The sequence below is a fragment of the Streptosporangium sp. NPDC002607 genome (assembly GCF_053592655.1).
In genome coordinates, this window is sequence record NZ_JBSFWD010000121.1 from 1 (window position 1) to 8,724 (window position 8,724).

At 68.5% G+C, this 8,724-nt stretch carries 9 protein-coding genes; all 9 read left to right on the forward strand.

The window, feature by feature from the left end; all coding sequences use genetic code 11:
- On the forward strand, positions 1 to 497 hold a 497-nt coding region (locus ACWD3H_RS47070; RefSeq protein ID WP_451959712.1), incomplete at its 5' end, for a dipeptidase.
- A 2-nt stretch (positions 498 to 499) separates the two neighbouring features.
- Positions 500 to 2,122, forward strand: coding sequence for an ABC transporter substrate-binding protein (locus ACWD3H_RS47075; RefSeq protein WP_451959716.1), 1,623 nt, complete (start codon positions 500 to 502; stop codon positions 2,120 to 2,122).
- A gap of 32 nt (positions 2,123 to 2,154) precedes the next feature.
- Positions 2,155 to 3,108, forward strand: a complete 954-nt coding sequence (locus ACWD3H_RS47080) for an ABC transporter permease (protein ID WP_355555571.1) — start codon at positions 2,155 to 2,157, stop codon at positions 3,106 to 3,108.
- Positions 3,105 to 4,010 (forward strand): ABC transporter permease, encoded by a 906-nt coding sequence (locus tag ACWD3H_RS47085; RefSeq protein ID WP_451959713.1) that lies wholly within the window; start codon positions 3,105 to 3,107, stop codon positions 4,008 to 4,010. Before ACWD3H_RS47080 ends, ACWD3H_RS47085 begins: the two co-directional genes overlap by 4 nt.
- Positions 4,011 to 4,013: 3 nt before the next feature.
- Positions 4,014 to 5,189, forward strand: coding sequence for a M24 family metallopeptidase (locus ACWD3H_RS47090; protein ID WP_451959714.1), 1,176 nt, complete (start codon positions 4,014 to 4,016; stop codon positions 5,187 to 5,189).
- The gene (locus ACWD3H_RS47095) at positions 5,186 to 6,082 is read left to right on the forward strand and encodes an alpha/beta fold hydrolase (protein WP_451959715.1); all 897 of its coding nucleotides are present in this window, start codon (positions 5,186 to 5,188) and stop codon (positions 6,080 to 6,082) included. The genes ACWD3H_RS47090 and ACWD3H_RS47095 overlap by 4 nt, the downstream gene beginning before the upstream one ends.
- Positions 6,079 to 7,068, forward strand: a complete 990-nt coding sequence (locus ACWD3H_RS47100) for an ABC transporter ATP-binding protein (protein ID WP_355555563.1) — start codon at positions 6,079 to 6,081, stop codon at positions 7,066 to 7,068. The genes ACWD3H_RS47095 and ACWD3H_RS47100 overlap by 4 nt, the downstream gene beginning before the upstream one ends.
- The gene (locus tag ACWD3H_RS47105; RefSeq protein WP_355555561.1) at positions 7,055 to 8,071 is read left to right on the forward strand and encodes an ABC transporter ATP-binding protein; all 1,017 of its coding nucleotides are present in this window, start codon (positions 7,055 to 7,057) and stop codon (positions 8,069 to 8,071) included. Before ACWD3H_RS47100 ends, ACWD3H_RS47105 begins: the two co-directional genes overlap by 14 nt.
- Before the next feature lie 65 nt (positions 8,072 to 8,136).
- On the forward strand, positions 8,137 to 8,724 hold a 588-nt coding region (locus tag ACWD3H_RS47110), incomplete at its 3' end, for a membrane dipeptidase (RefSeq protein ID WP_355618481.1).

Consider the following 8,724-nt stretch of genomic DNA (forward strand, 5'->3'; position numbering starts at 1 on the left):
CGAGCCTGGAGGTCATCGAGCACTCGACCGTACCGGTCTTCATCACCCACGCCGGGGCCCGCGCGATCTGGCCGACCAACCGGATGAAGCCCGACAAGGTCATCAAGGCCTGCGCCGAACGCGGCGGCGTCATCGGCCTGGAGGCGGCCCCGCACACCACGCTGTCGGAAAAGCACCGCGAACACTCCCTGGAGTCGGTGATGGACCACTTCACCTACTGCGTGGACCTGGTGGGCATCGACCACGTCGCCTTCGGCCCCGACACCAACTTCGGCGACCATGTGGGGCTGCACGACTCCTTCACCGGTCACCTCTCGATCGGCCAGGCCCACGGACATGTCGAGCACCCGCGGGTGCCGTACGTGGCCGGTATGGAGAACCCGGCGGAGAACTTCACCAACATCGTCGGCTGGCTCGTCAAGCACGGCTACGGCGACGACGACATCAGCAAGGTCATCGGCGGGAACATCCTGCGCGTACTCAAGGAAGTCTGGTGAACATGCGTACCCTCGGACGCCTGTCCGGCGCCGTCACGGCCGTCGTGACCGCGCTGACGCTCACGTCGTGCGGCCTCAACGAGGGCCAGGAGGCCTCGAAGCCGGCCGGCGGCGACAGCTCCACCACGCTGCGCATCGGCACCACCACCGACGTCGCGAACTTCAACCCGCTGCAGTCGCTGAGCAAGACCGACAACTGGATTCTCAACGCGATGTACCCGCACCTGCTGCGGATCGACGAGAACGCCAAGAAGGTCCCCGAGCTCGCCAGCGAGTACACCCACGAAGACGGCGGCAAGTCGGTCGTCTTCACCCTGCGCGACGACTTCGTGTGGAGTGACGGCACCCCGGTGACGTCGGCCGACGTGAAGTACTCGGCCGAGACGATCATGAAGAACAAGCTGGGGAACGTGGCCGCGAAGCTCACCTGGGTCGAGGGCATCGAGACGCCCGATGCCACCACGGTGGTCTTCAAGCTCAGCCAGCCCTACGCGCCGTTCGCCGAAGGCGTGGGCTTCTGGATGTCCGTCGTCCCCAAGCACATCTTCGAGAAGGCCGGCGACATCACCAAGTTCGCCAACAACTCCGACTGGGTCGGCGCGGGCGCGTACATCCTGAAGAGCGCCACGCCCGGTCAGCGCTACGTGATGACGCGCAATGACAAGTACCCCTACGCGCCCGCGGGCGGCGCGGCCGTCGACACCGTCGAGTACCGGCTGTACCCGGACGTCAACACCATGCAGCTCGCGCTGCGCAACGGCGACATCGACCTGATGGGCACGCCGGTGCCCGCCTCGGCCGTCGCCTCGTTCAGCGGCGACAAGAAGATCAAGCTGCAGGAGGTCGGCTCGCTGGGCTTCGCCCACATCACCTACAACGTCACCAACGAGCACCTGGCTCGCCCGAAGGTCCGGCAGGCGCTGTCGATGGTCGTCGACACCAAGTCGATCATCTCGACGGTGCTGCAGGGTGAGGGTTCGGCGATGACCGGCCCGATCTCACCGATCTTCGGGGAGTACGACAACACCGAGCTCGAGCCGTACCCGTTCGACCCGGCCGCCGCGCGCAAGCTGCTCGAAGAGGAAGGGTACGCGGACAAGAACGGCGACGGGAAGCTCGACGGCCTGTCCTTGGAGATGGTCTGCGACCAGAGCAACCCGAACCTGACCCGGGTCGCCCAGGTGGTGCGGGAGGACGCGGCCAAGGCCGGCGTCGAACTCGTCGCGTCGTGCGTCGAGCGGAACACGTTCCTCAGCAGGACCAAGAGCGGTGACTACGACATCGACGTCTCGCAGTGGGCCGTCTTCGACAACCCGATGGACCAGCTCCGCAGCACCTACCTGTCGAGCAACCCGGGCGGCATCAACTACAACCTGGTCAAGGATCCCAAGCTCGACAAGCTCATCAACGAGGCCGCCGTCACGACCGACCACGACGAGTTCGTGGGGAAGATCAAGGAGCTTGACGGCTACGTGCACGAGCAGGCGCTGCTGACGCCGCTCTATGTCGAGAAGATCCAGTTTGCCTACAACGCCGCCAAGTTCACCGGCTTCCAGCCCTCGCCCAGCGATCTGCTCGGCATGGTGACCGGCTACTCGCTGTCGCAGGTCCGGCCCGTCGGCTGAGGCGAGAAACGGAGAGGAGGTGGGGTCACCCCATGGCTGGATTCATCGCCAGAAGGGCGATGCGTGCGATCCTGACCATCTGGATCGCGGTCACCGTGACGTTTTTCCTGCTTCGACTGCTGCCGGGTGATCCCACCCTTCTGGTCGTCGAGGGGGACATGACCCCCGAGATGCAGCAGGCGCTGCGGGAGCAGTACGGGCTGGACAAGCCCATGCTCATGCAGTACTGGCTGTATCTGACCGAGTTGCTGCAGGGCAACCTCGGCACGTCGTTCAGGCAGCTCCAGCCGGTCACCGACATCATCGTGTCGCGGTTGCCGTGGACGGCGCTCCTGGCCGGTTCGGCGTTCGTGCTGACCATCGTGCTCGGCATCCCGCTCGGCGTGTACGCGGCCGCCCATCGCGGCAAGCGCGTCGACAGGGTCGTGCAGATGTTCGGGATCACCGGGCACGCGCTGTTCGTCCCGAGCATCGGGATCCTGCTGCTCGTGGTCGCGGGCTCGTGGCTCGGCTGGTTCCCGATCGGCGGCGCGATCGACCCCGACACCCGGGGTGTCGACGCGTACATCAGTCTGTTCCACCATCTCGCGCTGCCTCTGCTGAGCCTCGTGGTCGTGCAGCTCGGGCCGTACGCGCTCACGCTGCGCACCAACATGCTCGAGGTCCTCGGTGAGGACTACATCAAGAGCGCCCGCGGCCGTGGCCTGTCACCGCAGCGCACCCTGTGGCGGCACGCGTTGCGCAACGCGTTCCTCCCGGCGCTGACACTGATGGGTCTTCAGCTCGGCACCCTGGTCGGCGGGGCGGTGCTCACCGAGACCGTGTTCGCCTACCCCGGCGTCGGACGGCTGATCTACGAGGCCGTCGGCCAACTCGACTATCCGCTGCTGCAGGGAGCGTTCATCATGCTCGCGATCACCGTGGTCGTCGCGAACCTGATCACCGACGTGGTCAGCATGCTGCTCAACCCAAGGATTCGCGCATGAGCGCGATGCCTCCCGACGCGCGGCCCGCCGGTGCCGTCGCGCTGGACGAGCCGGCGGCGAGCACCCCGCCGTCGGCGATGAAGAGCCTCCGGCGCTTCCTGGCCAAGCCCAGCGGCGCGCTGTCGATCGCGATGCTGCTGGTGTTCCTGGTGACCGGCCTGCTCGGCCCGCTCTTCGTGGACCGGCCGGGCGGGCTCGGCTCCGAGATCCTGCGGTCGCCGTCGGTCGCGCACTGGTTCGGCACCGACGATCTCGGCCAGGACGTGTTCGCCCAGGTGGTGTGGGGAACCCGGGTCAGCCTGACGGTGGCGATCGCGGCGTCGGCGATCGCGATCGTCATCGGCACGGCCCTCGGCCTGCTCGGCGCCTACTCCAGGCGGGCCGACGCCTGGGTCACCACGGTGACCGACCTGATGCTGTCGCTCCCCCTGCTGCCGCTCATGATCATGGTGACCGCACTGGCCGGCCCGAGCGTCACGACGCTGACGTTCGTCATCGGGCTGTTCTCCTGGCCCGAGGTCGCGCGGCTGATCCGATCGAACGGCCTGGTCGTGGTGTCCATGCCCTACATCGACGGCGCCCGCGCGCTCGGCGCGACAGGCTGGCGGATCGTCACCCGCGAGGTGCTGCCCGCCGTGGTGCCGCTGATCGTGGTGAGCGTGCTGCTCACCGCGGCCAGAGCGGTGATCTCCGAGGCGGGGCTGAGCTTCCTGGGGCTCGGCGACCCCGACTCCTGGTCGTGGGGACGGATCATCCTCAACGCCCAGCGCAGTGGCGTGATCTCCACCGCGTGGTGGCAGACGCTGTTCCCGTCACTGGCGATCCTGCTGCTCGTGCTCTCGGCGACGGTCGCCGGTGTGCGATTCAACGACTCACGCGACCCTCGGCTGAAGGACCGGTGACCTATGCGCCTTTCTTCTGACTACTACGCGGACGTCCATTCCTCGCTCAGGGACGCCCTGGAACAGGACGGTCTGGACGGATTCCTGGCCACGGCGCCGAGCGACGTCGCCTACCTCGCCGGGTTCTTCTACGCCGTCACCGAACGACCGGTCTACCTATGGTTCCCTCGTGACGGCCGGCCCCTGTGCGTGGTACCGAAGCTCGATGAGGAGTACGCGGCGCTGCAGCGCATCGAGGCCGACGTCGTCACCTACGCCGAGTTTCCCGGCGTCGATCCGGCCGAGGCCGTACTCGCGCGGGAGATCGGACGCACAGGTCGGCCCGCGGCCCGGATCGGCGTCTCGGGCGGGCTCAGCCTCGCCGGCCACCGGGCGCTGACCGAGGCGTTGGGCACAGCCGAACTCCGTACCAGTTCGGTGGTGTCGAACCTGCGGCTCATCAAGCATCCGGAAGAGCTCGCCTGGCACCGCCAGGCGGCCGGGATCTGTGACGAGATGCTCGCGGCGGGCCGGGCGCTCATCGAGGACGCGCTGCGCGCGGGGCGCCCGCTGCCGAGCGAGGGCGATCTCGCACGGCACGTCATCGGGTACGGCTCCGACACGATGTACCAACGCTACGACCATGTCATCTACACGACGAAGCTGGCCGGCGGCCTGGTGTACGCCGGCCCGAACTCCGCGAACCCGCACGGACTGCCCAGCAGGCGCAGGCTGGAGATCGGCGACACCGTCATCCTCTCCCTGGGCGCCGCCGTCGGCAGCCGCTTCGTCGAGAGCGAACGGACGTTCGTCATCGGCGAGCCCAACGCCGACCAGCGGCACTACTTCGCCGTCGCGGCGGAGGCTCAGGAGGTCGGCACGGCGGGCCTGCGCGCCGGCCGTACCTGCGCGGAGGTGAACCGCGAGTGTCTCGATGTCATCAGAGGGCACGGGCTCGGCGAGCATATCCGGCACCGCCAGGGGCACGGCATCGGTGTCCAGCAGCACGAGCCGCCGTGGGTGGAGGACGGCGACGACACGGTGCTCCGGGCCGGAATGGTGCTCTCCAGCGAGCCGGGCGTGTACGTGCCGGGCCACGGCGGGTACCGCATCTCCGACACCGTGCTGATCACCGACGCGGGCCCCGAACGGTTGACCGGCTATCCGCGCAGCCTCGAAGAGAACGTGATCGCGCCATGACGAAGAGCCGGAAACAGACCGAGGAGAACACGGTGTTCGTGGAGATCAACGGCAACCCCCTGGCCGTGGAGGTCATGGGACCCGAGAACGCGCCGGCGATGATCGTGCACCACGGCGCTCCCGGGCTGGGCGGCCGGGCCGAACCGCGCCGGTCGTTCGGGCCGTTCTCCGACCGGCTTCGAGTCGTCGTCTTCGACGCTCGCGGGTCCGGTGAGTCCGGTGACGCGGGGCCCTTCAGCCACGCCCAGTGGGTCGCCGACGTCGAGGCGATCCGCCGGCACTTCGATCTGGGCCGAATCGTCATGGCGGGCGGGTCCTACGGCGGCTTCATCGCGATGGAGTACGCCCTGGCCCATCCGGAGAACGTCGCCGCGCTCGTCCTGCGGGACACCGCGGCCAACACCGACTACGACCACCTCGCGGTCGAGCGGGCCCGGACGACGGACCGGGTGCGGATCCCCGAATGGGTCATCGAGCGCATCGGCACCGGCCACTTCACCGGCAACGAGGAGTTCAGGGAGTACTGGCGGGCCATCCTGCCCCTCTACGATCACACCTACGATCCCGAGGCGGTCGAGCGGCGGGTCGCGCAGACCTCCTACCACTACAGGACCCACAACGAGGCGTTCGGCGTCAACATGCCGGCCTACGACCTCACCCCGCGGCTGCACGAGATCACCTGCCCGACGCTCGTGACCGTGGGACGGCACGACTGGCGCACGCCGGTGCCGGCCTCCCAGACGATCGCCGACCTCGTCCCCGACGGGGAACTGGTGGTGTTCGAGAAGTCCGGTCACTCGCCCCAGCTGGAGGAGCCGGAACTCTTCCAGCAGGTGGTGCGCGACTTCCTGACCAGGGCGGGCGTGCTCGTCCCTCGGGCAGGCAGGCCGTGAACGCGCCCGTCCTGCGGGTGGACGACCTCAGCGTGGAGTTCGCCACTCGCGAGGGGGCGGTTCGCGCGGTACGCAACGTCGGCCTTGAGGTCTTCGCCGGCCGTACGCTCGCGCTCCTCGGCGAATCGGGGTCCGGCAAGTCGGTGACGGCCCAGGCGATCATGGGTTTGCTGGACACGCCGCCGGCGAGCATCACCTCGGGAAGCATCGTGTTCGAGGGCACCGACCTGGTGACCGCGGCCGAGCGGGTCCGCCGACGGGTCAACGGCGAGGGCGTCGCCATGGTCTTCCAGGACGCGCTGTCCGCGCTCAACCCCGTCTACACGGTGGGCCATCAGATCGGCGAGCTGCTGCGGGTCAGGCGGAGGATGTCCCGCTCCGCCGCGCGCGCCCGGGCCATCGAACTGATGGAACGGGTGCGGATTCCCGCCGCGGCCCGCCGCGTCGACGACTATCCGCACCAGTTCTCGGGCGGCATGCGCCAGCGGATCATGATCGCCCTGGCGGTCGCGCTCGACCCGCGCGTGCTCATCGCGGACGAGCCCACCACAGCCCTGGACGTCACGGTGCAGGCGCAGATCATGGAGCTGCTGACCGAGCTCCAGCGCGAGAACGGGATGGGGATGATGCTCATCACCCATGATCTCGGAGTGGTCGCCGAGGTGGCCGACGACGTGACCGTGATGTACGCGGGCCGGATCGTCGAACGCGGTTCCGTGGAGGAGCTCTTCGAACACTCGGCTCACCCGTACACCCGGGGGCTGCTGCGCTCGATGCCGCGGACGGATCGGGAGGACGACGAGCTGTGGGCCATCCCCGGCGCGCCGCCGAACCCGGTGATGACGCCGAAGGGGTGCGCGTTCCATCCGCGCTGCGACATCGCGATCGACCTGTGCCGGTCCGAGCAGCCCGGGCTTGAGGTGATCGCGGCAGGCCGTACCAGCGCCTGCCATCTGCGTGCGGAGGTGTTCGATGGGCGAGCGTGAAGTCGTGCTCGAAGTTGATTCCCTGGTCAGGTACTTTCCGGTCAGGGGCGGCCTGTTGAATCTGCGCCGCAGTGCCGTGCAGGCCCTCGACGGCGTGTCGTTCACCCTCGGGCGCGGCGAGACCCTCGGCGTCGTCGGCGAGTCGGGATGCGGCAAGTCGACGCTGGCCCGCACGGTCGTGGGCCTGGACACCCCGACATCGGGGCACGTGCGCTACCGCGGCGTGGACGTCCACGCGGCGTCGGGCCGCGCGCTGCGAACGATGCGACGCAGCGTCCAGATCGTGTTGCAGGACCCCTACACGTCGCTGAATCCCAGAAAGACCGTTCGCGACCTGCTCATGCAGCCGTTCGAGATTCACCCCGACGTGCTGCCCCGCGACAGGCGGCTGAGCCGGGTGAAGGAACTGATCGACGTGGTCGGGCTCAACCCGGACCACCTCGACAGGTACCCCTTCCAGTTCTCCGGCGGGCAGCGCCAGCGCATCGGGATAGCCCGCGCGCTCGCACTGGAGCCGGAGGTCGTGGTCTGTGACGAGCCGGTCTCCGCGCTGGACGTCTCCGTGCAGGCGCAGGTCGTCAACCTGCTGCGGCGACTGCAGCGGGAACTGGGCCTGTCCTACGTGTTCATCGCGCACGACCTGTCGGTGGTACGGCACATCTCCGATCGGGTGGCGGTGATGTACCTGGGCAAGGTCGTGGAACTCGGCGACCGCCGGGAGGTCTACGAGCGTCCCCAGCACCCGTACACCCGGGCACTGCTCGAAGCGGTGCCCGTCCCCGAGCCGCGGGGCCGGGCCTCGCGCACCCGAACCCTGCTGGCCGGGGACCCGCCGAGTCCGGTCGACCCGCCGTCAGGGTGCCGGTTCCGCACGCGCTGCCCGAAGGCTCGGGACGTGTGCGCCGACACCGAGCCCGTTCTGCGGATCGGGTCCGCGTCGGCCGTCGAGGTCGCCTGTCACTTCCCCGAGCAGACCCCCCTGGCCCGCCTCGGCGGGGCATGACCGACCGTCACCGGCGCCCGGCCCCGGGCTGCCACGACATCAATACATCTGGAGGATTCACCGCCATGCAGTCACCTTCCGCCTCCTACCGCGGTCACCAGGCCTACGGCTATCTCGAACCGGGCGTCGACTACGCCGACTTCGAGCTGGCCGAACAGATCGGCCGGGTGCCCGCCTACGACGGTGAGGTGTCGGCCGAGCAGTCCGAACGGGTCAGCCGGATCATGGCCGAGCACATCGTGATCTCACTGCACGAGCACGCGGTGGTTCTCCCCAAGGACGTCGGTGAACTGCGCCGATACAACCGCACCGGCCGGCAGCGTACCGGCTACGAGGGCCTGTCGCGTTCGGGGATGACCGCCGTGTTCGACAACTTCATGGCCGGGGCGTCGTGCGTCACCAGCGAGAACGGCTGGAAGTGGAACGACATGATCTACGCCCTCGGCCTGCGGCTCGCGGACATCGCCAAGCAGGACTACGTGGTGCACGCGCTGACCGTGGACGACATCAAGGCGGCCAAGCGCGACGACCGGATGGCGCTGGTGGCCGGGCTGGAGTCGGCGACGATGATCGAGAACGAGCTCGATCGCCTGGACATCCTGTACGGCTTCGGCGTCCGCCAGATCGGTATCGCCTACTCGCAGGCCAACCAG